The following is a 24,206-nucleotide window of genomic DNA, read 5'->3' as shown; positions in this document are numbered from 1 at the left end:
TGCGATGAGGTTTTATGATGTCGATCATAATCAAAACTGTCAACGGTTTTGATTACGATCAACATCATAGTAAGATGCCTATATTGCAGGGCAATCGCAGGGCAGCAGGAGCGCAAAAAATGAAGATCACCAAGACACAATCACAAAGCAATCGAGCGCATATCGTCGCGACGGCTTCCGAGCTGTTTCGTGAACGCGGTTTCGATGGTGTGGGTGTGGCCGAACTGATGGCTGCCGCCGGTTTCACCCAGGGCGGCTTCTACAAGCATTTCGGCTCCAAGGCGGATTTGATGGCAGAAGCGGCCGCCAACAGTCTGGCGCAGTCGCTTGCCGACAGCGCACACCTGGAGGTGGAGCAGTTTTTCGAGGTGTACCTCTCCAGGCAGCACCGCGACCACCGCGGCGGCGGATGCACCTTGGCGGCGTTGTGTGCAGATGCTGCGCGTCAATCGGACACGCTCAAGGAGACCTTCGCCAACGGGCTGGAAAACACGCTGCAGGCCCTGCAGACAAAGTACGACGCGGCGCAGGACGAACCACAGGAAGACGTGCGCGCGAAAATGCTCAACAGGATGGCCCACGCCATCGGCGCCATTATGCTGTCGCGGGCGTGTCCGGATGATTCCGCCCTCGCCGATGAAGTGCTTGAGGTGTGCCGCAAGGAGATTACGGCATCACTGCCGTAATCCCGTTTGGGTCACATCACACCGTTTCGACGTTGGACACCTGGGTGGCTCCGACCAAGGCAGGCAATACGCCGGCGCGCAGGTCATTGCCGCTCGGTTGCTGATACAGGCTCAACCCGAACTCCGGCAACACCGCCAACAGATAATCAAAGATATCCCCCTGGATCCGCTCGTAATCGCCCCACGCCGTGGTGCGGGTAAAGCAGTAGATCTCCAGCGGCACGCCCTGGGCGGTGGTCTGCATCTGGCGCACCATGCAGGTCATGTTCGGCTGGATGTCCGGGTGGCTTTGCAGGTACGCCAGTGCGTAGGCGCGGAACGTGCCGAGGTTGGTCATGCGCCGGCGGTTGGCCGATAGTTGCGCGCTGTGGCCCTGGGCTTCGTTCCAGGCCTTGAGTTCGGCCTGCTTGCGACCGATGTAGCCGGTGAGCAGGTGCACCTGGGTCATGCGCACTTCTTCGTCATCGCGCAAAAAACGGACGCCGCTGGCGTCGATATACAGGCTGCGCTTGATGCGCCGCCCACCGGAAGCCTGCATGCCGCGCCAGTTCTTGAACGACTCGGACATCAGGCGCCAGGTGGGGATGGAGACGATGGTCTTGTCGAAGTTCTGCACCTTGACCGTGTGCAGGGTGATATCCACCACATCACCGTCGGCGCCGACCTGGGGCATTTCGATCCAGTCGCCGACCCGCAGCATGTCGTTGCTGGTCAGCTGCACGCTGGCGACGAATGACAGCAGGGTGTCCTTGTACACCAACAGGATCACCGCTGACATGGCACCCAGCCCCGACAGCAACAGCAGCGGCGAACGGTCGATCAGCGTAGCGACAATGATGATCGCGCCAAACACGAACAACACCATCTTCGCCAGTTGCACATAGCCCTTGATCGAGCGGGTGCGCGCGTGTTCGGTACGGGCGTAGATGTCCAGCAAGGCATTGAGCAGCGCGCTCATGGCCAGCACCAGGAACAGAATGGTGATCGCCAGGGCCACATTGCCGATAAACAGGATGGCGGTCTTGCTCAGGCCCGGCACCAGGTACAGGCCGAACTGGATCACCAGGGACGGGGTCATCTGCGCCAGGCGATGGAAGACTTTGTTGTGCTGCAGGTCGTTGAGCCAGTGCAGGGCCGGTTGCCGGCCAAGCAATTTGATGGCGTGAATAATGAGGTAGCGTGCTACCCGTCCGAGTAGCAGGGCCACCACCAGCAACACCAGCAAGCCGAGGCCGGCGTGCAGCAGCGGATGTTCATCGAGGGTGCCCCAGAGGTCCTGGGCGTTGAGCCAGAGCTGTTTGATATCCATGAATGAAACCGATTCTTCTGTAAGGCGAGACGGGGGGATTAGAGCATTTAAGTGCAACAAAGTTGACGTTCTAGACAAATACGCTGACAAAAAAGCAGCTGATTAGCCCTGTTCGCGTAAAGAAACTCGGTTTGGACGCGCGAAACCGGTAACCTATGCCGCTGATATTTTGTATTTCTTCGAGGTAGCACCCGTGTTTTCCCAATTCGCCCTGCACGAACGCCTGCTCAAAGCCGTGGCCGAGCTTAAATTTGTCGAGCCTACGCCTGTGCAAGCAGCGGCCATCCCGCTCGCGCTCCAGGGGCGTGACCTGCGGGTGACGGCTCAAACCGGCAGCGGCAAGACCGCTGCTTTTGTCTTGCCGATCCTGCACCGCCTGATCGGCCCGGCCAAAGTCCGTGTGAGCATCAAGACCTTGATCCTGCTGCCGACCCGCGAGCTGGCCCAGCAGACCTTGAAGGAAGTGGAGCGCTTCTCGCAGTTCACCTTCATCAAGTCCGGCCTGATCACCGGTGGCGAAGACTTCAAGGTCCAGGCCGCCATGCTGCGCAAGGTGCCGGACATCCTGATCGGCACCCCGGGGCGCATGATCGAGCAACTCAATGCCGGTAACCTTGATCTCAAGGAAGTCGAAGTGCTGGTGCTCGACGAAGCCGACCGCATGCTCGACATGGGCTTCGCCGATGACGTGCAGCGTCTGGTGGCCGAGTGCGTCAATCGCCAGCAGACCATGCTGTTCTCCGCCACCACTGGCGGTTCGACCCTGCGCGACATGGTCGCCAAGGTCCTGAACAACCCCGAGCACCTGCAGGTCAACAACGTCAGCGATCTTAACGCGACCACGCGCCAGCAGATCGTCACCGCCGACCACAACGTGCACAAAGAGCAGATCCTCAACTGGCTGTTGGCCAACGAGACCTACCAGAAGGCCATCGTGTTTACCAACACCCGGGCCGCGGCTGACCGCATCTACGGTCGCCTGGTGGCGCAGGACTACAAGGCTTTCGTGCTGCACGGCGAGAAAGACCAGAAGGACCGCAAGCTGGCCATCGACCGCCTCAAGGCTGGCGGCGTGAAGATCCTGGTGGCCACCGACGTCGCCGCCCGCGGCCTGGACGTGGACGGCCTGGACATGGTGATCAACTTCGACATGCCTCGCAGCGGTGACGAATACGTACACCGTATTGGCCGCACCGGACGTGCCGGCAACGATGGCCTGGCCATCTCGCTGATCTGCCACGGCGACTGGAACCTGATGTCGAGCATCGAGCGCTACCTCAAGCAGTCGTTCGAGCGCCGCATCATCAAGGAAGTCAAAGGCACCTACACAGGGCCGAAGAAGGTCAAGGCGTCGGGCAAGGCCGTGGGCGTGAAGAAGAAAAAGACCGACGCCAAGGGTGACAAGAAAAAGGCCGGCGCCAAATCGCCGACCAAGCGCAAGATCGCCAACCGGCCGAAGACCGACAACCTGTCGCTGGTCAGCAAGGACGGCATGGCGCCGCTCAAGCGCCGCAAGCCAGAAGCACCGGCTGCCGAATAAGCAGCTGGGCATAAAAAAACCGGACGATGTCCGGTTTTTTTTCGCCATCAGTTTTCTGTTTTGGCGGCCGCTTCCTTCAATTCCTTAAGCCGGGCATCAATCAACTGGCACTTGTCCGGAAACTCGGCACTTTCGGTATCCAGATCCATTTTCTGCAACTGGTCATTCATCTCCTTGGCCTTGGTTGGGTTCTGCTCGGTGAGCCTGGTCACTTCCTTGGCCAGTTCTTCGCGCTTGGCCGTGGCCTCGTCGAGCGTACAAGCCCAGGCGGGCAGGGCGGCAAGCAACGTGGCGGCGATGGCCAGGTTTCTCAGGGTTTTCATGGTCGGACCTCCTTGGCGGTATAGGCAGTTGAGGCGGCGAACGTCTGGAAAGTTCAGAGAAATGACGCCCGTCTATCCGGGTGAACGGCCAGTGCCCGCACGTGTCACTACCTATGACGGGCTAATTTTCCATCGGCCTGCAGGAGGAATCAGGATGACGACTTACAACTGGGATCTGATCGAACGTCTGCTGCATGAAGTGCAGAACGGCGAGGGTAGCTTTGCCCCGCGTAAATACGCCGAACAGGAAGCTGCTGATAAAGCGACGGCTGGCGAGGACACCGGGAATCTGGATGCGCTGAAAAAGACTGCTGCGGACTACGAAGCGCTGCTGTTCAAGCGCGGGTTCATTGAGTCGCGTCCCGAAGAGGAGGGCGGCAACGGTGAGAACTTCATCTTGACCCCGCGGGGCGCAAGCCTGCTGGCGTTGATCGACAGCTCGATTCCTGGCAATGAGCACCCCCGTCAAGTGATGGACGAGCAGGAGGACGCGCTGGAGGAGGCGACCTTCGATCAAGTCTCTTCCAAAGCTGCGATTGCCGGTGGCGCTATCTAACCCCCGAATCCAATGTGGGTGGGAGCCCTGCTCCCTTCCCTATTGATTTGCGCCGGCCTTGAGGCATTTGAGTGCTTTGAAATCGCTCCGTACGCCGTCGATTTTTTGCTTCAGCTTCTGCCGCTGTTGCACCGTGCTCTCAGCCATCAGGTCCACGATCAGGCTGCGCGCTGCCGCTTCGGTCTGAGCATATGCAGCACGGTATTCAGGCGTCCATAAGCTCTCCCTGTCCACCAGCAAACGTTGCATCTTCTGCGGGAAGTCGGCGTCGTGGCGGTGCTCGACGGCCTCGATAAACTGCGCCTGCCAATGGGCGCGGTTGCCGATCCACGCCTGGTTCTGTTCACCCAGGGCGATGGACCAGGCCGTTACGCGGTGTTGCTGGCTGGCGCTCAGCGGGCCGATCCAGGCGTCCAGGCGCTTGCTCATGCGCTCGGCGCGCTCCTTGACCTGCTGGGCCAGCGGTGGCTTGAGGTATTCGTCCTGGCGTTTGCGCAGGTCCTTGGCAAGGGCCTCGCTCATGTCCTTGACCTGCTGATCATCGAGACCTTGCAGCAACTGCACAGCGGACGGGGTGATTTCCCGTGCGATCTCGGCAATCGCCTGCTTGGCTTCGACGGTTCGGGTTTGCAGCGCGGCGTCAGTGATTTGGTTGCTGTCGACCATTTGCTGCAGGCGGTCCAGCCAGTCCAGATAACCCGGCAATTGTGTGGTGCAATGCCAGGCCAGGTGTTCCTTGAGGGTATCGTTGAACCAGCTCTTTTGCCCGGCGTTCATGTCCAGGTAGTCGTTGAGGGTCCAGGGGATGATCACGTCGAGATTACGGTAGGCCAGGCCCACGCGATTGCAGCCGGCGAGCACCAGGCTCAGGGTCAACAGTACCATCAGGAGTTTGAGCCGGCGCAACATGGGCGAGTCCTTGCACGGATGGGGTTAATGCATGTGAACCTGCGCGGGGTGCGACAGTTCAGCCCATCAATAAAACGGCCGGACAGCCTTCAAGGTCAACAGACCGTCACATTGCGAATTGTGTCCGGAGTAGGCCGAGCAGTCACCGCCGCTGAGGCTGGAATCGCTGTAGATCAGGTCCAGGTCAATGCCTTTCCACGCCCGGGAAAATTGCACCGACCAATCGCTGAAACTGCTGATGGCGCCGTTTTCCACCGAGACCGGTGTGCCCAATTGGTGGGTGGTGTACTTCATGCTGACGCCGATACCGAAAGGCTGGGTGCCGCCGAGGTCGGCAAACAGGGTGCTGTCCTGGCGGTCGGGGTCGTTGCTGAAAGACACGCCAAAGCGGTTGCCCAACAGATTCAGGCCGCCGTAGACCTCCTGGCTGTCGAGGGGGCTGACCTTGGGGTAGCTATAGTGAATCAAGCCCACTTCATAGCCCAGGGTCTGGTCGAAAGGGCGTTTGAAACCCAGGTAGGAGTCGACTTCGAGATTGTTGGGTGAGGAAAGGCCCATGTTCGGTGAAAACTGGCCGAAATACAGGCCGCTGTCGTGGCTCAAGTCCAGGCCGCCGTGGAACGAGTCGCTACCAGGGGAGGTCGGCTTGACCAGGCCCTGGGCCATGCTCCGGCTGGGGGTGGTGCCCAATTTCAGGTCGAAGTCACCCAGTTCGCGCTGGAAAATCTGCGCTTCGGCCAATGGGCTGGCGACCAGGATACTGACCAGGAAAATGCAGCGTTTAAGCATGCTTCACTCCATGAAAAGCGAGGAGCAGTAACGGATGGGTTCGAGCAGATGCCCGTGCTAGACGTGTGCAAGGATACCGGCGAATGCCAGGTGTTGAGACCCGTTCGTCGATTAGCTTGATATTGGATGCGGTGCGAGGGTGTTTCAAACTCTAGTCCTAGCGCCTTGAGGGCAAGACGCTTAGGGACCAGATGCAGTGCGCAGGTATTACTTCTTGCCCAGGCTGATCTGCTTGGACGGGCCGAAAGTCTGGCCGCTCACGCCCTTGGCAATCTGCTGGATTTCGCCACCGGACTTGAGGAACGCAGCAATCTGGCTGTTGATCGATTCGCTGGTTTCAACGGCGGGAGCTGGCTTTGCTTTGCTGTTGGATGCTTTTACGCGCATGGCGGCCACTAACCTGTAGAAAATTAACTTGGCCAGGCATCGTACAGGAAATACTTGACAATTGCTTGGCAAATATCCCCGGAGAATAAGTGCTGAGATCCGAAATAATCTCAGTTAATCGATGAAATAAAGCGCTAACTTGCTGTTTTAGCTCGAAACCATTGGGCGGGCCGGGGTTGATGACAGGGCAAAACTCAACCGATTGATCAGACGAGTGGAGTGTTGCCAGTGAAACGCCATGCCAGCTTGTGAATTTTCAGGCCTGCGCGCGTGCAAGGCGCAACTCGGGTAGAATGCCGCCCACGCAATGAGGGTATTGGAAATGGCTTTAGTCGGGCGCTACAACAGCTTGCAAGTAGTCAAGCACACTAACTTCGGTTTGTACCTCGATGGTGCGCAAGATGGGGAAATCCTCTTGCCTAATCGGTATATCCCTAAAGATATTCCCAGTGAAGATGAAGACTGGCTTAACGTTTTCATTTATCTGGACAGCGATGACAAACTTATCGCCACCACCGAAAAACCCAAAGTTCAAGTCGGCGAATTTGCCAGTTTGAAAGTTGTGGAGGTCAACAGCATCGGTGTATTCCTCGATTGGGGGTTGCCAAAGGATCTGCTGCTGCCCTATTCGGAAGAAAAACGCCAATTGACCGCGGGTGAGTATTGCGTGGTGCATGTCTACCTCGACAAGCACACCAAGCGCATCACCGCCACCGCACGTCTTGACCGCTACCTGGACAAGACGCCAGCCAACTACCAAGTGGGCCAGGAAGTCGATCTGCTGGTGGCCGAAGCCACCGACATGGGCTTCAAGGCAATCATCAACAACAAGCACTGGGGCCTGATCCACAAGAACGAAGTGTTCAAGTTCCTGCGCCCGGGCAAGGAAGAAAAAGGTTTTATCAAGGAGATCCGCGCCGATGGCAACATCAGCCTGAGCCTGCAACCGGTCGGCCAGGAAGCGGCCTCCAGCCTGAACTCCAAGATCCTCGCCAAGTTGCGCGACAACAATGGCACGCTGCCGGTCAGCGATAAAAGCGATCCGGCCGTGATCAGCAACTTGTTCGGCGTGAGCAAGGGCAACTTCAAGAAGGCTATTGGTGCGCTCTACAAGCAGGGCCAGATTGTGATTCATGCCGATCGCATTGAACTAAGCTGAGTGTGCCTGGCTCTTTGTAGGAGCGAGCTTGCTCGCGAAAATATTCCAGGCGCAGCGTGGCGTCGGATGTACGTTTTTCGCGAGCAAGCTCGCTCCTGCAAAGGCTTGTGTCATGTCCAAGAGAACGCTCTTCGCCTACCTCGGTACCCTGCTCGCCTTTCTCATCCTTGACGGCCTATGGCTCGGCGTCCTGATGGGTCCCACCTACAAATCCCTGCTCGGCCCGCTGATGCTTGATCAGCCGCGCTTGTTGCCGGCGGTATTGTTCTATCTCCTGTATGTGCTCGGTTGTGTGGTGCTGGTGATCTTGCCCAGCGCAAGCTGGCAACTCGCTGCGCGTTTGGGCGCCTTGCTTGGCCTGGTGGCCTATGGCACTTATGACCTGAGCAACTGGGCCACGCTTGAAGGCTGGTCAGCCGGGCTGGCAGTGATGGACATGGCGTGGGGCACCTGCCTAACCGCGATGTGCTGCACCGTCGGCCATCTGTGTGCACATCGGCTGCGTCGGTAATCGACGGTTGATCAAGACTGAGCCCGCCAATAACAAACCGACACCGGCGATGACCAGCGCCGGTTGCAGGCCACCACTGAGGTGGCTGCTCACCGACGCCAGCAATGGCCCGCTCAGTTGACCGATGGCAAAGCTGGCGGTCAACAGCCCGGTGCTGCGTTGGTAGCCGTGGGGCGCGACTTCCCGCAAGCGTGCCATCACCAATTGCATGCAGGCCAGGAACGGCGCACCGCACAGTAATACACCAAGCGCCAGGCCCCAACTATTGCCGAGCAGGCAGGCAAACACGCCTACTGCTTGCAGCCACAAGGTTGCCATCAGCCAGTGACGGGTGGTGTGCGGGTCCTTGCGGCGCAAGCTTGCCACCCCCACACCCAGTGCGGCCGCCAGGCCAAAGCAGGGCCAGAATAGATCGGCCTGCCAGGCGCCTTTGAACTGTGCGTTGGCCATCTGCGAGAGAAAGGTCGCCGGGATGATGTAGCCCAGGCCGAATAAAAAGTAGATCCAGCACAGGTGCGCGATGCTGCCGTTATTACCTTGGCTGGCGGCCTGTGCAGGTGCGAGGGTCGGCTTCGGTAAAAACGGCAGGATCGCCAGCAGCATCAGCAGCGCCACCACGCCGTAAATCAACCACAGCGTGGCAGAACTTTGCCCCCTGAGGTTCGAGCCCAGCGCCAGCAAACCTGTCATCAAGATCCCCAGCCCTGGCCCGGCAAAGATCAACGCGCCCAGGCGTGGTCTGCCGGCGGCAATCGCCAGAGGTTGGCTCAAACTGGTGATCATCACCAATACCCAGGCGCTCGCCACGCCGGTGCCGAAGCGCAACAGCAGGTGTGGCCAGAACCCGTTGGCCCAGTACGATGCCAGGGTCAACAATACGCAGAGCCATAGCCCGCCGTAGAGGCGCCCGCGTACATGGTGATGGCTGCGGGCAAAGATCGAGTCCACCGCGCCTACGAAGTAGCCCAGGTAGTTGGCGGCTGCGATCAGCCCGGCGCCGGTCAGGTCGATCTGACCTTCGCTGAGCAAATGTGGCATTTGTGGGGTAAGGGCGAAGCGGCCAATACCCATGGCCATCATCAGTGCGATGAAACTGGCGAGTAAACGAATCAGCGGTGACATGTTCAGGGTTCCTGCAAAAAAGCGAATGACTTGCAGGCTAAGACGGATTGACTTTCTGTAAAAATGAATAATAGTGAGTAACTTATTCAGTTTTGGAGAAAGGTATGGAGTTCAGTCAATTGCGGATTTTCCAGGCCGTGGCCGAAGAGGGCTCCATTACCCGTGCGGCTGAGCGTCTGCACCGCGTGCCTTCGAATCTCTCGACCCGGCTCAAGCAGATGGAGGAACAGCTCGGCGTCGAGCTGTTCGTTCGCGAACGCCAGCGTTTGCAGCTTTCTCCTGCGGGCAAGGTGCTGTTGGACTACAGCACTCGGCTGCTGGCGCTGCATGACGAAGCCCACGGCGCCGTACAAGGCGGGCAACCGGCCGGTGACTTTGTGTTGGGCAGCATGTACAGCACCGCGGCAGTCCACTTGCCGAAACTGCTGGCGCGTTATCACAAGACTTATCCCATGGTGAACCTGCAGGTGCAGTCGGCACCCAGCGGGGAGCTGCTGGAAGGTTTGATTACTGGACGTCTGGACGCAGCTTTTGTGGACGGTCCGATGACTATCGCCACCTTGGATGGCGTGCCCTTATGCGAAGAGCGCCTAGTGCTGATTTGCGAGGCTGATCACCCGCCGGTGCGCGGTCCACAGGATGTGGCTGGCCGTTCGGTGTTCACTTTTCGACGCAGCTGCGCCTACCGTACCCGCCTGGAAACCTGGTTTTCCCATGATCGCGTCGCCATGGGGCGGGCGATCGAGATCGAGTCCTACCAAGGCATGCTCGCTTGCGTGATCGCCGGTTCCGGCGTGGCGTTGATGTCCGAATCCATGCTCGACAGCCTGCCAGGCAAGGACAGCGTGTCCGTTCATCCGCTGACTGGGCCTTTTGCCACTGCAACCACCTGGCTGATGTGGCGAAAGGGTATGCTCGGCGCTAACCTCAACGCATGGATCGACCTGCAGCAAGAGGGTAGGGCCGAGTCTTTGCCAGATACCCGTGCGATTGCTTGAACGATCCGTCAGGATTCAGATCAATCCAGTAATAGTTCGTTGTGGTTTCGTTCAAGCAATACCTAGGACTTAGGGCTACTATCACTGTAGGAAACGGCGACAGAACTCACGCCGACCAGCACTACCCTCAAAGGGGGCAACCATGAAAGAGAAAATCCAGAACTGGCTCCATGACCTTGGCGTTGCGCTGGGCTTGATCGAGCCACCGCTGCAACCGGTGCCGATCCGAACGGATGATGAGCAGCGTCGGCCACGTCGCCGCTAATTACTCGCTCTCGCACTTGTTTGTTCAAGGCGAAAAAAACGGGCGCGACCTCCGACGTCGCGCCCGCTGAAGAAACTCGCTAAATCCTTTTATAGCTCAAACCGTCCGAGCCGCCACTGTATCCGGTCGGCGCGACACTAAGCTCACCAGCACAAAACTCACCAGCGCGACCGCCAGGCTGTAGTAAATCGGCGTGTTTGCGTCCAGCCCATCCTTGAACATAAACACCAACGCGGTCACAAAGCCCAGGGTCATGGACGTTATCGCCCCGGAGGTCGTTGCACGTTTCCAGAAAATCGCGCCAATCAATGGCACTAACATACCGCCTACCAGCAGGTTATAGGCCAGGGTCAGGGCGCTGATCACATCGTTCACCACCAGGGCGATACCCAATACGGCAACGCCGGTCAGCAGGGTGAACAAACGGTTGATGCGCAAGCTCGATTGCTTGCCACCGCGCAGCCGTGGCAGCAGGTCTTCGGTCAGTACGGTGGAGGCGGCGAGGAGGCCTGCGCTGGCGGTGGACATCATCGCGGCCAGTGCGGCGGCGATAACCAGGCCACGAATGCCATCCGGCAACGAAGCTTTGACGATGGCGGCGAAGGCATTGTTGACGTTGTCCAGGTTCGGTATCAGCACATGGGCGGCCATGCCGATCAGCGCGCAGGCCAAGCCGTAGAGGATGCAGTAGACACCGGCGAACGTGCCGGCGTATTGGGCGACCTTCTCATCACGGGCAGTGAACACCCGCTGCCAGATATCCTGGCCGATCAGGATGCCGAAGAAGTAGATCATGAAGTAGGTGGTGATCGTGTCCCAGCCGATGGCGGTGAAGCTGAAGTTCGACGCTGGCAGCTTGGCAACCAGTTCGTCCCAGCCGCCGACGCGGTACAAACAGATCGGCAGTAGGATGAACATCAGGCCGACGGTCTTAATCACGAATTGCACGATATCGGTGAGGGTCAGCGACCACATGCCGCCGATGGTCGAATACACCACCACCACGCCGCCGCCTACCAATACCGACACCCAGAACGGCAGGTCGAACAGCACTTGCAGCACAGTGCCGATGGCCAGGATCGAAGTCACCCCGATCATCAGCGCGTAGGCCAGCATGATCACCGCACTGGCCTGGCGCGCCATGGGGTTATAGCGTTTTTCCAGGACCTGGGTGACGGTGAATATCTTCAACTTCAACAGCGGCTTGGCCAGGAACAGGTTCAGCGCAATGATCCCCGCACCCAGCGCGGCGCACAGCCAGAAACCTGAAATGCCGTGCACATAGCCCAGGCGCACGGTGCCGACGGTAGACGCGCCGCCCAGGACTGTGGCGGCCATGGTGCCCATGTACAGCGACGGGCCGAGGTTACGGCCGGCCACCAGGTAGTCTTCGTGGGTCTTGGCACGGCGCATGCCGTAGTAGCCGAGCACGAGCATGCCGGCGGCGTAGAGGAGTACGACGAATAAATCCAAAGCCATGGCGGTGATTCTCCGATTATATTTTTTATGGTCGATCAGGCGGCAGCCGGCTCCGTAAACACGCGAGCAAAAGTCAGGTATATCGAGGAGGGGGCTCTACGACCCCCTTGGTTGTCAGTGTGTAAAGACGGTTCTTGTTATTTTCATACCTCGTGCGCGCTCATCAGCGATGCGCCACGCCAGGCAGTACGCAAAGCATCTCGTACAGCAGGTTGGCGCCGAGCAGCGAGGTGTTGCCGGTGGTGTCGTACGGCGGCGAAACTTCTACCAGGTCGCAACCAATCAGGTCGAGGCCCTGGCAACCGCGGATGATCTCGATGGCCTGGATGGTGGTTAGCCCACCGATTTCCGGGGTGCCGGTGCCGGGCGCCCAGGCGGGGTCGATGCCGTCGATGTCGAAGCTCAGGTACACCGGGCCGCCGCCGACTTTCTCGCGTACTTCGGCCATCAACGGCGCGAGGGAGTGGTGCCAGCATTCTTCGGCCTGTACTACTCGAAAGCCCTGTTTGCGGCTCCAGTTGAAGTCTTCGGCGGTGTAGCCCTGGGCACGCAGGCCGATCTGCACCACGCGGTCGCAATCGAGCAAGCCTTCTTCCACGGCACGCCGGAAGGTGGTGCCGTGGGCGATTTTCTCGCCGAACATATGGTCGTTGACGTCGGCGTGGGCGTCGATGTGCACCAGCCCGACCTTGCCGTGTTTCTTGTGGATCGCCCGCAGGATCGGCAGGGTGATGGTGTGGTCGCCGCCCAGGGTCAGGGGGATCACATCGTGCTCAAGGATTTCATCGTAGGCCTCTTCGATGATGCGCACGGCGTCGAGCAGGTTGAAGGTGTTGATCGCCACGTCGCCGATATCGGCCACCGACAGCGAGTCGAACGGTGCAGCGCCGGTGGCCATATTGTACGGACGGATCATCACCGACTCGGCACGGATCTCCCGTGGGCCGAATCGCGTACCGGCGCGCAATGAGGTGCCGATATCCAGGGGCACGCCAATAAAGGCGGCGTCCAGGCCCTTGGCCGTTTGCAGGTGAGGAAGACGCATCATGGTGGCGATGCCGGCGAAGCGCGGCATTTCGTTGCCGCCCAGTGGTTGGTGGAAAATCTTGTCCACGGGATTGCCTCATCGTTGTTTTGTTTATTAGTGGCTGATTCTGCGAAAAGCCTGGCGTAGGAAGAATCGGCTGGGGCAAATACTTAGTTCAGATTTTTCTAAACTAATGCGCACAGGTAGACTTCCATTCTCCCTCCACGCCTGGAGCCAACCATGGCCAACGCCTTGCCCGACCTGAAACTGCTGCGCATCTTCGTCAGCGTTGTGCGCCATCAGGGTTTCGCCAATGCCCAGCACGAACTCAACCTGTCCACATCGGCCATCAGCACCTATATGAGCCAGCTGGAATCAGCCTTGGGCCTGGTGCTGTGTCATCGTGGTCGTGGTGGTTTCAGCCTGACCAGCAAGGGCGAGCTGTTTCATCAGGAAACCCTGCGCCTGCTGGGCGAACTGGAAGGCTTCGAACAATACGCCGCGGCGTTGAAAGGCGAGCTGCGCGGTACCCTCAAGCTCGGCGTGCTCGACTCCACCGTCAGCGACAAGGCCTTGCCCTTCGCCGAGGTGATCGGCGCCTACAGCCTGGAGCACCCGGCAGTGCACCTGCACCTGTCGGTGATGAGCCCCTATGAACTGCAACTGGGTGTACAGGACAACCGGCTGGACCTGGCCATCGGCGCGTTTTCCAATCGCATGAGCGGGCTGGTCTACATGCCGCTGTACCGCGAACAGCACTGGCTGTATTGCAGCACCCGGCATCCGCTGTTCAATGAGCGGCGTATCCCTGAACAAGTGATCACCCAGCAGCGCATGGTCGGCCGTGGTTATTGGAGCCAGGCCGAGCTGGCGCGTCACGGCTTCAAGCACAGTGCCGCGACGGTGGAAAGTATGGAGGCTCAACTGATCCTGGTGCTGTCCGGCGCCTACATCGGCTACCTGCCCGAGCACTATGCCCAGGCGTGGGCCGACAAGGGCGACCTGCGTGTATTGCTGCCCGCCACGTTTGGCTACCAGGCACCGTTTTCGATGATCATGCGCCGCGGTCGCAGCCGTGAACCGCTGATCCAGACTTTCCGCGACTTGCTCAAGACCCAGCTCAACCAGGCCTGAAAACACATGTCCAGACCCCAATGCCCGCGCTGCCTGCGGCCGACCACTCACTGTCTCTGTGCGCTGATCCCCCACCTCGACAGCCGTACCCGCGTGTTGCTGTTGCAGCATCCGAGCGAGGTCAACCATGCGCTCAATACCGCGCGGTTGGCGGTGTTGGGCTTGAATAATGCGCAGTTGCTGGTGGGCGAGGTGTTTGATGACCTGGCGACGTTATTGAGTGCGCCTGGGTATCAGGTGCGGCTGTTGTTTCCTGCCGATGATGCCCAGCCGTTGCAAGCCTATGCGCCCGATGACCAGCCGCTGTTGCTGGTGGTGCCCGATGGCACCTGGCGCAAGGCGCGCAAACTGCTGCATCTCAACCCGTTGCTGGCGGCGTTGCCCCGGGTGACATTGGCCAACGGCGGCGTCTCCCGGTATCGCTTGCGCAAGGCGCCGGAGCCTGGAGCCTTGTCGACGCTCGAAGCGATCGTGCAAGCGCTGCAGGTACTGGAAGTGCCGGTATCGTTCGAGCCGCTGCTCAAACCCTTTGAAGCGCTGATCGAAGGGCAGATTGCGGCGATGGGGGAAGAGGTTTTTCAGAGAAATCATGGCGGCGGACGGCAGGAGTAGCAGGTTTATCGACTTGCTCCCGATGGCGTCCGAACAGTCGCCACTTTATTCGCTTATTCCTATAAGCCATAAGCACCACACTTTGCGTGATATGGCCCGCCGGCCTTTCCCGGTATGATGTTCGCCCCCGCAGTCTGGATTGCGAATACGCCATGACCTTGCAGTACCCAACAATCGCCGATTGCGTCGGCAACACGCCCCTGGTCCGCTTGCAACGCATGGCGGGTGAAACCAGCAATACCCTGTTGCTCAAGCTCGAAGGCAACAACCCGGCCGGCTCGGTCAAGGACCGCCCGGCGCTGTCGATGATCGCCCGCGCCGAGCTGCGTGGGCAGATCAAGCCCGGCGACACCCTGATTGAAGCCACCTCCGGTAACACCGGGATCGCCCTGGCCATGGCCGCCGCGATCAAGGGCTACAAGATGGTGCTGATCATGCCCGACAACGGCAGTGCCGAGCGCAAGGCAGCGATGACCGCGTACGGTGCCCAGCTTATTCTGGTGAGCCAGGAAGAGGGCATGGAAGGCGCCCGTGACCTCGCCGAGCGCATGGCCGCCGAAGGCCGTGGCGTAGTGTTGGACCAGTTCGCCAACGGTGATAACCCCGAGGCGCACTACACCAGCACCGGTCCGGAAATCTGGCGCCAGACCCAGGGCACCATCACTCACTTCGTCAGCTCCATGGGCACCACCGGTACCATCATGGGCAACTCGCGCTACCTCAAGGAGCAGAACCCGGCGATCCAGATCGTTGGCCTGCAACCGATGGAAGGCGCGGCCATCCCGGGCATCCGCCGCTGGCCCGAAGAGTACTTGCCGAAGATCTACAACGCCACGCGGGTGGACCGCATCATCGACATGGCCCAGCGTGAAGCCGAAGACACCACACGCCGCCTGGCCCGTGAAGAGGGCATCTTCTGTGGCGTGTCCTCCGGTGGCGCCGTGGCCGGTATGTTGCGCTTGTCCAAAGAGGTGGAAAACGCGGTGATCGTCGCGATCATCTGTGACCGAGGCGACCGCTACCTGTCGACCGGCATTTTCGACGAACCCAACTGATGGCCAAGCACGAGAGAGGCCTGCGCTTCCAGCCGACGGGCGGCAGCCGGGCCCCACAGATTCCCGTAGGCAAGAAGCAGCGCTTGACCATCGAGCGCCTGGCCAACGATGGCCGGGGCATTGTGTTCCTTGAAGGCCGTACCTGGTTCGTGAATGGTGCGCTGGCCGGCGAAGAAGTTGAAGCGCGGGTGTTGGGCACCCACGGCAAAGTGGTCGAAGCCCGCACCGAGCGGGTGTTCAAGGCCAGCGAACTGCGTCGCCCTGCACCTTGCATCCATGTTGGTCGTTGTGGTGGCTGCAGCGTGCAGCACCTGCCGCACGATGAGCAGCTTGCCCTGAAACAGCGCATGCTCGCAGAGCAACTGTCGCGGGTGGCCGGTGTCGAACCGCAAGAATGGGCGCCGCCATTGAGCGGGCCTGAGTTCGGTTATCGGCGTCGCGCCCGTGTGGCGGTGCGTTGGGACGCCAAGGCAAAGCAACTCGAAGTGGGTTTTCGCGCCGTGGCCAGCCAAGACATCGTCGCCATCGATCAGTGCCCGGTGCTGGTACAGGCTTTGCAACCGATCATGCAGCGTCTGCCGAACATGCTGCGTCGTTTGAGCAAGCCGCAGGCGCTGGGGCATGTGGAGCTGTTCAGCGGTTCGTCGATCGCCGTATTGCTGCGGCATATGGCGCCGTTATCGGAAGCAGACCTGCTGAGCCTGAAAGAATTCTGCAGCTTTCATGACGCCCAATTGTGGCTGCAGGGTGAAGGGCAACCGGAACCCGTCGAACCCGGCCGGGCCCTGGGTTTCCGACTTGACGCCTGGGATCTGGAATTGGCTTACCGGCCTGGAGACTTCGTGCAAGTCAACGCCGGGGTCAACCAGGCGATGGTTGCCCAGGCCCTGGAATGGCTGGCGCCACAGTCCGACGAACGGGTGCTCGATCTGTTTTGCGGCCTGGGCAACTTTGCCTTGCCATTGGCTCGCCAAGCACGCGAAGTGGTGGCGGTGGAGGGCGTGCAGGCCATGGTGGACCGCGCCGCACTTAACGCTGCAAGCAACAATGTGCATAACGCACAGTTTTATCAGGCGGATTTGTCCCAGCCTTTGACGGACGCGGAATGGGCCAAACAGGGCTTTTCTGCGGTACTCTTGGACCCACCCCGCGATGGTGCCCTGGAGGTTGTGCGCAAGCTCGCCACCCTGGGGGCCAAGCGCCTGGTGTATGTGTCCTGCAACCCGGCCACGCTGGCGCGGGACACGGTTGAGTTAGTCAAGCAAGGCTACCGGCTAAAGCGTGCCGGGATCCTCGACATGTTTCCGCAGACCGCGCATGTCGAGGCCATGGCGTTATTTGAAGCGGGCTAGGATGCCCGTTTAATCCGACTGGCCTGCATTCTCCAAGGCCCTGATCCGCCAGGGAGTTTGCTGCAAAAGGTCAGCGATGATTCATTGGCGCACTGAAGGTGCGTCGTAGGGAAGGTAAGCAAGATGGTACAGGTGAGAGCACACCAGCCGATCAACACCGACGGCAGTATCAATCTCGAGGCATGGCTGGATCATGCCGTCAGTGTCGACCCGGCACTGGACCGTGAAGCCTTGAAGGCAGCCTGCGAGTTCGCTCGTGAGTCTGAGCAGCAAGACAATGCGGCCAAGAACCTGTGGGCCGAAGGCACTTCAAGCTTTCGCACCGGGTTGGAAATCGCCGAGATCCTGGCCGATCTCAAGCTGGACCAGGATTCGCTGATTGCCGCCGTGCTCTATCGCGGCGTGCGTGAAGGGCATATTCCGTTGGCAACCGTTGGCCAGCGTTTCGGCGCGGTGGTGGCCAAGCTGATTGACGGCGTGCTGCGCATGGCGGCCATCAGTGCCAGCCTCAGCCCGCGCCAATCGATGGTGCTGGGCACCCAGGGCCAGGTGGAAAACCTGCGCAAGATGCTGGTGGCGATGGTCGACGACGTGCGCGTCGCCCTGATCAAGCTGGCCGAGCGTACCTGCGCGATCCGTGCGGTAAAGACTGCTGACGACGAGAAGCGCAACCGCGTTGCCCGTGAAGTCTTCGATATCTATGCACCGCTGGCCCACCGCCTGGGTATCGGCCATATCAAGTGGGAGCTGGAGGACCTGTCCTTCCGCTACCTGGAACCCGACCAATACAAACAGATTGCCACGCTGCTGCACGAGCGGCGTCTGGACCGCGAACGCTTTATCAGCGACGTGATGGGCCAGCTGCGTTCCGAGTTGCAGGCCACCGGCGTGGATGCCGACATCAGCGGCCGCGCCAAGCACATTTATTCAATCTGGCGCAAAATGCAGCGCAAGGGCCTGGCTTTCAGCCAGATCTACGACGTGCGTGCCGTGCGCGTGCTGGTGCCAGAGATGCGCGATTGCTACACCGCGCTGGGTATCGTCCACACCCTGTGGCGGCATATCCCCAAGGAATTCGACGACTACATCGCCAACCCCAAGGAAAACGGCTATCGCTCGCTGCACACCGCGGTGATCGGCCCCGAGGGCAAGGTGCTGGAAGTGCAGATCCGTACCCACGCCATGCACGAAGAGGCCGAGCTGGGCGTGTGCGCGCACTGGCGCTACAAGGGCACCGACGTCAAGGCCGGGTCCAACCAATACGAAGAGAAAATCTCCTGGCTGCGCCAGGTGCTGGAATGGCACGAAGAACTTGGCGACATCGGCGGCCTGGCCGATCAACTGCGCGTGGATATCGAGCCGGACCGGGTCTATATCTTTACCCCTGACGGCCATGCCATCGACTTGCCCAAGGGCGCCACGCCGCTGGACTTCGCCTACCGCGTGCACACCGAAATCGGCCATAACTGCCGCGGCGCCAAGATCAACGGGCGCATCGTACCGCTCAACTACAGCCTGCAAACCGGTGAACAGGTCGAGATCATCACCAGCAAGCACGGCACGCCGAGCCGCGACTGGCTGAACCCGAACCTGGGCTACATCACCACCTCGCGGGCGCGGGCGAAAATCGTCCACTGGTTCAAGCTGCAGGCACGCGACCAGAACGTCGCTGCCGGCAAGACCCTGCTCGAACGCGAGCTGGCGCGCCTGGGCCTGCCCCAGGTGGACTTCGACAAGCTGGCCGAAAAAGCCAACATGAAGATCGCCGAAGACATGTTCGCCGCCCTCGGTGCCGGCGACCTGCGCCTGGCGCAACTGGTCAACCTGGCCCAGCAACTGGTCGAGCCGGAGCGCGGCAACGAACAGCTGGAACTCATCCCACGCAAGGCCACCGGCTACAAGCCGGGCAAGCGTGGCGATATCCAGATCCAGGGCGTGGGCAACCTGATGACGCAAATGGCCGGTTGCTGCCAGCCGCTGCCGGGCGACGCCATCGTCGGCTACATCACCCAGGGCCGTGGCGTGAGCATTCACCGCCAGGATTGCGCCTCGGTGCTGCAACTGGGCGGGCGCGAGCCGGAGCGGATCATCCAGGTCAGTTGGGGCCCGGTGCCGGTGCTCACCTACCCGGTGGACATCATCATTCGTGCCTACGACCGTTCCGGTTTGCTGCGGGACGTCTCGCAAGTGTTGCTTAACGAGCGGATCAACGTGCTGGCGGTCAATACCCGTTCGAACAAAGAGGACAACACGGCGTTGATGTCCCTGACCATCGAGATTCCTGGGTTGGATGCGCTGGGACGGTTGCTGGGGAGGATTTCCCAGTTGCCGAACATCATCGAGACGCGGCGCAACCGCACCCCATGAGTAACTGGGTGAACGCCGTTTGAAGTGTGGGAGGGGGCTTGCTCCCGATAGCTGCCTATCAGTTGATACATCTGGTGACTGAAACACCGCTATCGGGAGCAAGCCCCCTCCCACATTGGATCTTCAGTGGAAAGAGATTGATGTATTCACTAGATGACCTGCTGCACCTGATGAACCGCCTGCGGGACCCGCAATACGGCTGCCCGTGGGACATCAAGCAAACCTACGCCACCATCGTGCCGCACACCCTGGAAGAGGCCTACGAGGTGGCTGACGCCATCGAGCGCGGCGACTTCGACCATCTGCAAGGTGAGCTGGGCGACCTGCTGTTCCAGGTGGTGTATTACAGCCAGTTGGCGCGTGAAGAAGGGCGCTTCGAATTTGCCGGGGTGATCGACAGCATCACGCGCAAGCTGATCCGGCGCCATCCTCACGTGTTCCCAACCGGCGACCTGTATGCGCCGCTGGATATCCCGCAATTGAGCGAAGAGCAGGTCAAGGAACGCTGGGAGCAGATCAAGGCCGAGGAACGCGCGGAAAAATCCGACGCTCCGGAGCAGCTTTCCCTGCTCGATGATGTGCCAACCGCCTTGCCGTCGTTGTCCCGGGCCGCCAAGTTGCAAAAACGCGCCAGCCAGGTCGGTTTCGACTGGCCGGACGCCTTGCCGGTGGTGGATAACGTGCGCGAAGAGCTGGCCGAAGTGCTGCAAGCCATGGCCGATAATGATCCGCAGGCCATTGCCGATGAAGTCGGTGATCTGCTGTTTGCCGCGGTCAACCTGGCTCGTCACCTCAAGGTCGACCCGGAAACTGCGTTGCGCGGCGCCAATGCCAAGTTCGAGCGACGTTTCCGTTTTATCGAACAGGCATTGCGCGATACGCACCAACCCATAGAAGATTGCACCCTCGAAGCGTTGGACGCCCTGTGGGGCGAAGCAAAACGCCAGGAAAAGAATGTGTCCAGCTGCGGTTGAGCAGTTGCCTAAGTGAGTAAGCACCATGAGCCTTTCCCTTCGCGACCAGTTGCTCAAAGCAGGTCTGGTCAATCAAAAGCAGGCCAAGCAGGTCGGCAAAGAGAAACAGAAGCAGCAGCGCCTGGTCCACAAGGGCCAGGCCGAAGTCGACGACACCCAGGCACGCCTGGCCGCCGAGGCCCACGCCGAGAAGGTCAAGCGTGACCAGGAGCTGAACCGTCAGCAACAGGAAAAAGCCGAGGCCAAGGCCCGTACTGCGCAGGTCAAGCAACTGATCGAGACCTCGCGCCTGCCCAAGCTGACCACCGAGGACTACTACAACTTCGTGGATGACAAGAAGGTCAAGCGCCTGTCGGTCAACACGCTGATGCGCAACAAGCTGAGCAACGGCTCCCTGGCTATCGTGCACCACGGTGGCGGCTACGAGGTGATCCCACGGGAGGCGGCGTTGAAGATCCAGGAGCGCGCGCCTGAGCGTATCGTGCAGCTCAATATCCTGACTGAAAGCCAGGTGCCGGATGAGGATGATCCGTACGCCGCCTACCAGATCCCGGATGATCTGATGTGGTAAACCTTTAGATATGAAAAACCCCGCTCGAAAAGGCGGGGTTTTTGTTTGCAGGCACTCCAGCTGCGTGGGGCTGGGGTGGCTGTCGGATGTCAGGGTTTCAGGAGCTTTGTGCCTGGCGTTGCAGTTCAAGAGTTTCAAGCTCGTTTTTATAATTATGAGCGTCGCTCTCGTTGTGAAACATGCCGACCAGCAAATCTTGTTGGTGTACATCCCAGATGTGAATCCCATGGCCCAGTGCTTCGTGGGACATATGTGCATCGTCGCGTTCAGTTACTTTTACAGTCATCTGCTTGCTCCAATCTCTGGTTGATCTGCGGCAAGTCGTCGCAGGCCTTTGTTATATGTTTTGTTAGCTTGCTAAGTAAACGACTTTTGCGCGCAACAATTCTTTGCAGGAAACGCAACAATCCTGCAGGCCGCTTAAACCGTGACATTCGGTCGCAGGCTCATGAGTTTTATGACAAAAGTTTCATGTTCGAGCCTGCCAGTGAGCCTCAAATGTGGGAGGGGGCTTGCCCCCGATAGCGTCAGAAGCTTCACAGCAAAATTTCCAGGCAAAAAAAAGCCCCGCATTCAGCGAGGCTCTTTTCCAGCACATCAGCAATCAGCTGCCCTTGACGGCCTGGCCATCAACAGTGCCATCCTGCAGCATGATGTTGTATTCCTTGCCATCGGTCTCAACCTGACGCAGGGCTACCAGGATGCCGCCCTGGTCTTTGGCAAACCACATCTGGGTAATGCGCTTGCTCTGCGACGGGTCACGCACGCGCTCGACCTTGATCGCATCGATCGAGCCTACCTTGGTCTGGACTTTTTCCGGGCCAATCACGCGGAAGTCGTAGGTGTCGGTATCAGTGCCTTCAACCACACGGTAGCTCATGCTTTTCTTGCCGGCGGCCACGTCGCGCTGCAGGGCGAGCTGGTAGGTGGACTTGTCGAGCATGCCACTTTCGAGGGTGACATTGACCGGGTCTTTGTTTTCAAAGCCGGTGACTTTCTTGGCGCTCTGGTCGAAATCCAGGTTGACCTTCTTCGCCTTACCCAGCCCGCCACGCTCGAAGCTGTAGCTCTTGGGCTGCAGAGTGTCCTTGTCGAACAGGATCACGCTGGTTTCGGTCAGGCTGGCAATCATCATCGAGGCCTTGAAGTTCAAGGTCCAGGTGCCATCGCCATTCTTGACCAGACTGCGTTCAGCCGAACCACTCATGGGCAGTTGTTTCCAGTCGGCGGTGTAGCTGACGGAGAACGGGTGAAGGTCTGCCGCTTGTACGGCAGGCAAAGCGAACAGCGCAAAAGCGAAGAGCAGGGCGCGACGCATAAAATCTCCTAGGTTCGAATCAAGTGGCCGCTGGCCGCGAGTAACTGACCGTCCAATAATGCACCTTGGTCACCGAGAATCAACCGCCCCTCGGCAAACCAGCGAACAGCCAGCGGGTAAATCCTGTGTTCCTGGGTATGAACCCGTTGCGCAAGGGTCTGCGCTGAGTCGCCTGACTCTACCGGAACCACTGCCTGTACGACCAGAGGCCCGCCATCGAGTTCCTCGGTGACAAAGTGCACGCTGCAACCATGCTCGCTGTCACCGGCGTCAAGGGCGCGCTGATGGGTGTGCATGCCTTTGTACTTGGGCAGCAGGGAAGGGTGGATATTGAGCAGGCGTCCTTCGTAATGCCGCACGAAATCAGCGCTGAGGATGCGCATGAAGCCGGCCAGCACCACCAGTTTTGGCTCAAAGGCGTCAATCAGTTCGATCAAGGCGCGGTCGAAGGCTTCGCGACCATCGAACGCCTTGTGATCCAGGGAGCGGGTATCGATACCCGCGTCCCTGGCGCGTTGCAGGCCGTAGGCGTCGCTGCGGTTGGAAATCACCGCAGCGATGCGCACCGGGCTGTCGCCGGTACGCGTGCTGTCGATCAGGGCCTGCAAGTTACTGCCGGTGCCGGACAGCAGCACCACGACATCACAGGTCGAAGGCATCAGTGAGCCTTGAGGTTCTTCAGTTCAACCTGGGCTGCGCCTTCTGGAGCAGTGGCGATCTGGCCGATGACCCAAGGTTGCTCGCCGGCTTCACGCAACACGTTCAGCGCGGTTTCAACGTGCTCTTGCGCCACGCAGATGACCATGCCCACGCCGCAGTTCAGCACGCGGTGCATCTCGGTTTCGTTGACGTTGCCTTTTTCCTGCAGCCAATCGAAGACCGCCGGACGCTGCCAGCTGGCCACGTCGACAATCGCCTGGGCGCCTTTTGGCAATACGCGCGGGATGTTGTCCAGCAGGCCGCCGCCGGTGATGTGGGCCATGGCCTTGACTGCGCCAGTGTCCTTGATCAGCTTGAGCAGCGGCTTGACGTAGATGCGGGTCGGGGCCATCAGCAGGTCGGTCAGTGGCTTGCCGTCGAGCTGGATGTTCTCGATGTCGGCGCCAGACACTTCGATGATCTTGCGGATCAGCGAGTAGCCGTTGGAGTGCGGGCCGGACGATGGCAGGGCGAGCAGGGCGTCGCCGGCCGCCACCTTGGAGCCGTCGATGATCTCGGCCTTTTCCACGACGCCGACGCAGAAGCCGGCCAGGTCGTAGTCTTCGCCTTCGTACATGCCTGGCATTTCAGCGGTTTCGCCGCCGACCAGGGAGCAACCCGACAGTTCGCAGCCGGCGCCGATGCCGGTCACGACCTGGGTCGCGGTCTCGACATTGAGCTTGCCTGTGGCGTAGTAGTCGAGGAAGAACAACGGCTCGGCGCCGCACACCACCAGGTCGTTGACGCACATGGCAACCAGGTCGATGCCGATGCTGTCGTGCTTGTTCAGGTTCAGCGCCAGGCGCAACTTGGTGCCCACGCCGTCGGTGCCGGACACCAGTACAGGCTGCTTGTAGCCGGCCGGGATTTCGCAGAGGGCGCCAAAACCGCCCAGGCCGCCCATGACTTCGGGGCGCGCAGTGCGCTTGGCGACGCTCTTGATGCGTTCGACCAATGCTTCACCGGCGTCGATGTCTACACCGGCGTCCTTGTAGCTCAGGGAGGGTTGCTTGCTCATGATCCAGGCCTTTAGGGGGGATTTCTGGGTAACGACCGAGCGGGCA

At 59.9% G+C, this 24,206-nt stretch carries 26 protein-coding genes; 14 read left to right on the top strand and 12 right to left on the bottom strand.

All coding sequences use genetic code 11. The features are described from left to right. Positions 1-119: 119 nt before the first annotated feature. Positions 120-686 (top strand): TetR/AcrR family transcriptional regulator, encoded by a 567-nt coding sequence (locus QZR30_RS16035; protein ID WP_059397789.1) that lies wholly within the window; start codon positions 120-122, stop codon positions 684-686. 16 nt (positions 687-702) lie between these two features. Here the strand turns inward: QZR30_RS16035 and QZR30_RS16030 are convergent, their stop codons facing one another. After that, on the bottom strand, positions 703-1,995 hold the full coding sequence (locus QZR30_RS16030; RefSeq protein ID WP_046071730.1) for a mechanosensitive ion channel family protein: 1,293 nt from the start codon (positions 1,993-1,995) through the stop codon (positions 703-705). 193 nt (positions 1,996-2,188) lie between these two features. Here QZR30_RS16030 and QZR30_RS16025 point away from each other — a divergent pair, with 193 nt between their 5' ends. Further along, positions 2,189-3,535: a DEAD/DEAH box helicase gene (locus QZR30_RS16025; protein ID WP_046071731.1), complete on the top strand. Its 1,347-nt coding sequence runs from the start codon at positions 2,189-2,191 to the stop codon at positions 3,533-3,535. Positions 3,536-3,582: 47 nt separating this feature from the next. Here the strand turns inward: QZR30_RS16025 and QZR30_RS16020 are convergent, their stop codons facing one another. After that, positions 3,583-3,858 carry a hypothetical protein gene (locus tag QZR30_RS16020; RefSeq protein WP_068967564.1) on the bottom strand — a complete coding sequence of 92 codons (276 nt, stop codon included), beginning with the start codon at positions 3,856-3,858 and terminating at the stop codon, positions 3,583-3,585. A 154-nt stretch (positions 3,859-4,012) separates the two neighbouring features. On the opposite strand from QZR30_RS16020, the gene QZR30_RS16015 reads away from it, so the two are divergent. Next, on the top strand, positions 4,013-4,414 hold the full coding sequence (locus tag QZR30_RS16015; RefSeq protein WP_056845613.1) for a hypothetical protein: 402 nt from the start codon (positions 4,013-4,015) through the stop codon (positions 4,412-4,414). A 39-nt stretch (positions 4,415-4,453) separates the two neighbouring features. Here QZR30_RS16015 and QZR30_RS16010 read toward each other — a convergent pair whose 3' ends face one another. The 3 genes from QZR30_RS16010 to QZR30_RS16000 all read right to left on the bottom strand — a co-directional run bounded on the left by QZR30_RS16010 (position 4,454) and on the right by QZR30_RS16000 (position 6,499). Continuing rightward, positions 4,454-5,323 (bottom strand): DUF6279 family lipoprotein, encoded by an 870-nt coding sequence (locus QZR30_RS16010; RefSeq protein WP_311903666.1) that lies wholly within the window; start codon positions 5,321-5,323, stop codon positions 4,454-4,456. 66 nt (positions 5,324-5,389) lie between these two features. Continuing rightward, positions 5,390-6,112 (bottom strand): TorF family putative porin, encoded by a 723-nt coding sequence (locus QZR30_RS16005; protein ID WP_056845611.1) that lies wholly within the window; start codon positions 6,110-6,112, stop codon positions 5,390-5,392. 207 nt (positions 6,113-6,319) lie between these two features. Beyond that, complete coding sequence (locus tag QZR30_RS16000) at positions 6,320-6,499, bottom strand: hypothetical protein (RefSeq protein ID WP_003193095.1); 180 nt, start codon at positions 6,497-6,499, stop codon at positions 6,320-6,322. Positions 6,500-6,821: 322 nt separating this feature from the next. On the opposite strand from QZR30_RS16000, the gene QZR30_RS15995 reads away from it, so the two are divergent. Continuing rightward, positions 6,822-7,658, top strand: a complete 837-nt coding sequence (locus QZR30_RS15995) for a CvfB family protein (protein ID WP_019820451.1) — start codon at positions 6,822-6,824, stop codon at positions 7,656-7,658. 112 nt (positions 7,659-7,770) lie between these two features. Beyond that, on the top strand, positions 7,771-8,169 hold the full coding sequence (locus QZR30_RS15990) for a DUF2177 family protein (RefSeq protein ID WP_311903665.1): 399 nt from the start codon (positions 7,771-7,773) through the stop codon (positions 8,167-8,169). On the opposite strand, the gene QZR30_RS15985 is transcribed toward QZR30_RS15990, so the two are convergent. Next, a complete protein-coding gene (locus tag QZR30_RS15985; protein WP_046071736.1) occupies positions 8,113-9,291 on the bottom strand; it encodes an MFS transporter in 1,179 nt (392 codons plus the stop codon). The two genes, QZR30_RS15990 and QZR30_RS15985, sit on opposite strands and share 57 nt — an antisense overlap. 104 nt (positions 9,292-9,395) lie before the next feature. Between QZR30_RS15985 and ptrR the strand changes: the two genes are divergently transcribed. After that, positions 9,396-10,289, top strand: a complete 894-nt coding sequence (gene ptrR, locus QZR30_RS15980; RefSeq protein ID WP_046071737.1) for a putrescine utilization regulator PtrR — start codon at positions 9,396-9,398, stop codon at positions 10,287-10,289. Between the two features lie 142 nt (positions 10,290-10,431). Continuing rightward, on the top strand, positions 10,432-10,554 hold the full coding sequence (locus QZR30_RS15975) for a PA1414 family protein (RefSeq protein WP_003193089.1): 123 nt from the start codon (positions 10,432-10,434) through the stop codon (positions 10,552-10,554). A gap of 96 nt (positions 10,555-10,650) precedes the next feature. Here QZR30_RS15975 and QZR30_RS15970 read toward each other — a convergent pair whose 3' ends face one another. Both QZR30_RS15970 and speB read right to left on the bottom strand, forming a co-directional pair. Next, positions 10,651-12,033, bottom strand: coding sequence for a sodium:solute symporter (locus QZR30_RS15970; RefSeq protein ID WP_046071738.1), 1,383 nt, complete (start codon positions 12,031-12,033; stop codon positions 10,651-10,653). Positions 12,034-12,196: 163 nt separating this feature from the next. Further along, entirely contained in the window at positions 12,197-13,147 is a 951-nt protein-coding gene (gene speB / locus QZR30_RS15965; protein ID WP_021490873.1) for an agmatinase, read from the bottom strand. A gap of 153 nt (positions 13,148-13,300) precedes the next feature. On the opposite strand from speB, the gene QZR30_RS15960 reads away from it, so the two are divergent. The 7 genes from QZR30_RS15960 (at position 13,301) to QZR30_RS15930 (ending at position 21,125) form a co-directional block, all read left to right on the top strand. After that, complete coding sequence (locus QZR30_RS15960; RefSeq protein ID WP_032895879.1) at positions 13,301-14,194, top strand: LysR family transcriptional regulator; 894 nt, start codon at positions 13,301-13,303, stop codon at positions 14,192-14,194. 6 nt (positions 14,195-14,200) lie between these two features. Further along, complete coding sequence (locus QZR30_RS15955) at positions 14,201-14,806, top strand: tRNA-uridine aminocarboxypropyltransferase (protein WP_059397786.1); 606 nt, start codon at positions 14,201-14,203, stop codon at positions 14,804-14,806. A gap of 152 nt (positions 14,807-14,958) precedes the next feature. After that, positions 14,959-15,861: a cysteine synthase CysM gene (gene cysM / locus QZR30_RS15950; protein ID WP_005790197.1), complete on the top strand. Its 903-nt coding sequence runs from the start codon at positions 14,959-14,961 to the stop codon at positions 15,859-15,861. Then, on the top strand, positions 15,861-17,213 hold the full coding sequence (rlmD, locus tag QZR30_RS15945; RefSeq protein ID WP_046071740.1) for a 23S rRNA (uracil(1939)-C(5))-methyltransferase RlmD: 1,353 nt from the start codon (positions 15,861-15,863) through the stop codon (positions 17,211-17,213). Before cysM ends, rlmD begins: the two co-directional genes overlap by 1 nt. 123 nt (positions 17,214-17,336) lie before the next feature. Next, positions 17,337-19,580, top strand: coding sequence for a GTP diphosphokinase (relA, locus tag QZR30_RS15940; protein ID WP_046071741.1), 2,244 nt, complete (start codon positions 17,337-17,339; stop codon positions 19,578-19,580). Between the two features lie 140 nt (positions 19,581-19,720). Next, positions 19,721-20,554, top strand: coding sequence for a nucleoside triphosphate pyrophosphohydrolase (mazG, locus tag QZR30_RS15935; protein WP_046071742.1), 834 nt, complete (start codon positions 19,721-19,723; stop codon positions 20,552-20,554). Positions 20,555-20,579: 25 nt separating this feature from the next. After that, complete coding sequence (locus tag QZR30_RS15930) at positions 20,580-21,125, top strand: DUF2058 domain-containing protein (RefSeq protein WP_014719402.1); 546 nt, start codon at positions 20,580-20,582, stop codon at positions 21,123-21,125. 97 nt (positions 21,126-21,222) lie between these two features. Here QZR30_RS15930 and QZR30_RS15925 read toward each other — a convergent pair whose 3' ends face one another. From QZR30_RS15925 to purM, 4 genes are all read right to left on the bottom strand, one after another. After that, positions 21,223-21,411, bottom strand: coding sequence for a hypothetical protein (locus tag QZR30_RS15925; RefSeq protein ID WP_043048934.1), 189 nt, complete (start codon positions 21,409-21,411; stop codon positions 21,223-21,225). A 318-nt stretch (positions 21,412-21,729) separates the two neighbouring features. Beyond that, the gene (locus QZR30_RS15920; protein ID WP_046071744.1) at positions 21,730-22,443 is read right to left on the bottom strand and encodes a DUF3108 domain-containing protein; all 714 of its coding nucleotides are present in this window, start codon (positions 22,441-22,443) and stop codon (positions 21,730-21,732) included. 8 nt (positions 22,444-22,451) lie between these two features. Further along, complete coding sequence (gene purN, locus QZR30_RS15915; RefSeq protein WP_056845600.1) at positions 22,452-23,102, bottom strand: phosphoribosylglycinamide formyltransferase; 651 nt, start codon at positions 23,100-23,102, stop codon at positions 22,452-22,454. Beyond that, the gene (purM, locus tag QZR30_RS15910) at positions 23,102-24,160 is read right to left on the bottom strand and encodes a phosphoribosylformylglycinamidine cyclo-ligase (protein ID WP_005790182.1); all 1,059 of its coding nucleotides are present in this window, start codon (positions 24,158-24,160) and stop codon (positions 23,102-23,104) included. The genes purN and purM overlap by 1 nt, the downstream gene beginning before the upstream one ends. Between the last annotated feature and the right edge of the window lie 46 nt (positions 24,161-24,206).

Origin of the sequence: Pseudomonas sp. rhizo25 (genome assembly GCF_031931935.1) — a bacterium.
GTDB lineage: Bacteria > Pseudomonadota > Gammaproteobacteria > Pseudomonadales > Pseudomonadaceae > Aquipseudomonas > Aquipseudomonas synxantha.
Note: the sequence above shows the minus strand (reverse complement) of the source record. Positions and strands in the feature narration are given on the sequence as shown.

Bases quoted from the DNA above. Each gene is read 5' to 3' on its own strand.
- QZR30_RS16035 (WP_059397789.1), top strand. From the start codon at position 120: ATGAAGATCACCAAGACACAATCACAAAGCAATCGAGCGCATATCGTC.
- QZR30_RS16030 (WP_046071730.1), bottom strand. From the start codon at position 1,995: ATGGATATCAAACAGCTCTGGCTCAACGCCCAGGACCTCTGGGGCACC.
- QZR30_RS16020 (WP_068967564.1), bottom strand. From the start codon at position 3,858: ATGAAAACCCTGAGAAACCTGGCCATCGCCGCCACGTTGCTTGCCGCC.
- QZR30_RS16015 (WP_056845613.1), top strand. From the start codon at position 4,013: ATGACGACTTACAACTGGGATCTGATCGAACGTCTGCTGCATGAAGTG.
- QZR30_RS16010 (WP_311903666.1), bottom strand. From the start codon at position 5,323: ATGTTGCGCCGGCTCAAACTCCTGATGGTACTGTTGACCCTGAGCCTG.
- QZR30_RS16005 (WP_056845611.1), bottom strand. From the start codon at position 6,112: ATGCTTAAACGCTGCATTTTCCTGGTCAGTATCCTGGTCGCCAGCCCA.
- QZR30_RS16000 (WP_003193095.1), bottom strand. From the start codon at position 6,499: ATGCGCGTAAAAGCATCCAACAGCAAAGCAAAGCCAGCTCCCGCCGTT.
- QZR30_RS15995 (WP_019820451.1), top strand. From the start codon at position 6,822: ATGGCTTTAGTCGGGCGCTACAACAGCTTGCAAGTAGTCAAGCACACT.
- QZR30_RS15990 (WP_311903665.1), top strand. From the start codon at position 7,771: ATGTCCAAGAGAACGCTCTTCGCCTACCTCGGTACCCTGCTCGCCTTT.
- QZR30_RS15985 (WP_046071736.1), bottom strand. From the start codon at position 9,291: ATGTCACCGCTGATTCGTTTACTCGCCAGTTTCATCGCACTGATGATG.
- ptrR (WP_046071737.1), top strand. From the start codon at position 9,396: ATGGAGTTCAGTCAATTGCGGATTTTCCAGGCCGTGGCCGAAGAGGGC.
- QZR30_RS15975 (WP_003193089.1), top strand. From the start codon at position 10,432: ATGAAAGAGAAAATCCAGAACTGGCTCCATGACCTTGGCGTTGCGCTG.
- QZR30_RS15970 (WP_046071738.1), bottom strand. From the start codon at position 12,033: ATGGCTTTGGATTTATTCGTCGTACTCCTCTACGCCGCCGGCATGCTC.
- QZR30_RS15960 (WP_032895879.1), top strand. From the start codon at position 13,301: ATGGCCAACGCCTTGCCCGACCTGAAACTGCTGCGCATCTTCGTCAGC.
- QZR30_RS15955 (WP_059397786.1), top strand. From the start codon at position 14,201: ATGTCCAGACCCCAATGCCCGCGCTGCCTGCGGCCGACCACTCACTGT.
- cysM (WP_005790197.1), top strand. From the start codon at position 14,959: ATGACCTTGCAGTACCCAACAATCGCCGATTGCGTCGGCAACACGCCC.
- rlmD (WP_046071740.1), top strand. From the start codon at position 15,861: ATGGCCAAGCACGAGAGAGGCCTGCGCTTCCAGCCGACGGGCGGCAGC.
- relA (WP_046071741.1), top strand. From the start codon at position 17,337: ATGGTACAGGTGAGAGCACACCAGCCGATCAACACCGACGGCAGTATC.
- mazG (WP_046071742.1), top strand. From the start codon at position 19,721: ATGTATTCACTAGATGACCTGCTGCACCTGATGAACCGCCTGCGGGAC.
- QZR30_RS15930 (WP_014719402.1), top strand. From the start codon at position 20,580: ATGAGCCTTTCCCTTCGCGACCAGTTGCTCAAAGCAGGTCTGGTCAAT.
- QZR30_RS15925 (WP_043048934.1), bottom strand. From the start codon at position 21,411: ATGACTGTAAAAGTAACTGAACGCGACGATGCACATATGTCCCACGAA.
- QZR30_RS15920 (WP_046071744.1), bottom strand. From the start codon at position 22,443: ATGCGTCGCGCCCTGCTCTTCGCTTTTGCGCTGTTCGCTTTGCCTGCC.
- purN (WP_056845600.1), bottom strand. From the start codon at position 23,102: ATGCCTTCGACCTGTGATGTCGTGGTGCTGCTGTCCGGCACCGGCAGT.
- purM (WP_005790182.1), bottom strand. From the start codon at position 24,160: ATGAGCAAGCAACCCTCCCTGAGCTACAAGGACGCCGGTGTAGACATC.